At 38.2% G+C, this 1,038-nt stretch carries 1 protein-coding gene; it reads left to right on the top strand.

Annotated elements, in window-relative coordinates:
- Positions 1-94 precede the first annotated feature (94 nt).
- On the top strand, positions 95-1,038 hold a 944-nt coding region (locus AEQ18_RS13380; RefSeq protein WP_054116851.1), incomplete at its 3' end, for an IS30 family transposase.

Genomic DNA, 1,038 nt, shown 5'->3' with positions numbered 1-1,038 from the left:
CGTCGATTGTAAAATTAAGCTAGACAACTAAAAAGATCATTTGTGCTACACTCAAAATAGTTCCGACCAAAGAATTATTAAGGAGTGAGTACAAATGACCTACACCCATCTTACAACAGACGAACTGGTAATCATAGAGTCTTATTTCAAAAATAATCAATCCGTTGCCAAAACTGCGCAATGCTTAGGACGTGCGCGACAAACGATTCATAACGTGTATCAATTTTTGAAAACTGGTGCTACGATACTGAACTACTATCAACAATACAAAGAAAACAAAAAACGCTGCGGTAGACGCTCGATGGCTTTACCAGAGGAACAAAAAGAATATGTTCAAAAGAGGGTTGTTCAAGGGTGGACACCGGATGTGATTGTCGGCCGCTCGGAAATGAAACTTGATTGTTCAGTCCGTACACTGTATCGAATGTTTCAAACTGGCGCATTTAATGTGCGTGATTTGCCTATGAAAGGCAAACGAAAACCAAATGGACACCAAGAAAAACGTGGGAAACAAGCTTTTCGGCGCAGTATACATGAGCGAATCAAGGAGCACCCAGAATTTGAAAACGAGTTTGGCCATCTTGAAGGAGACACTATTGTCGGTCGAAAACACAAAAGTGCTGTTATTACATTGGTGGAACGTTTGTCAAAAGTGATTATTACATTGAAGCCAGCCGGTAGACAGGCAATGGACATTGAAAATCGAATTAATCATTGGTTTCAAACGGTTCCTAAACATCTGTTTAAATCAATTACGTTTGACTGTGGGAAAGAATTTTCAAATTGGAAAGCTATGGGAAATCAAAATGATATTGATATTTATTTTGCGGATCCAGGCACCCCGTCACAACGCGCTCTAAATGAACATTCAAATGGATTATTACGTCGTGATGGATTAGTTAAAACCATGGACTTCAATGAAGTATCAGAATCATTTATTCAAGCTGTTGCTTCCAAACGAAATCACATCCCAAGAAAATCTCTAAAGTATCAAACACCGATGGAAATATTTTTGAGAAATATAAAACCAGATGATTT

The organism is Enterococcus sp. RIT-PI-f (assembly GCF_001297065.1).
In the GTDB taxonomy this organism is placed as follows: Bacteria; Bacillota; Bacilli; order Lactobacillales; family Enterococcaceae; genus Enterococcus_D.
Note: the sequence above shows the minus strand (reverse complement) of the source record. Positions and strands in the feature narration are given on the sequence as shown.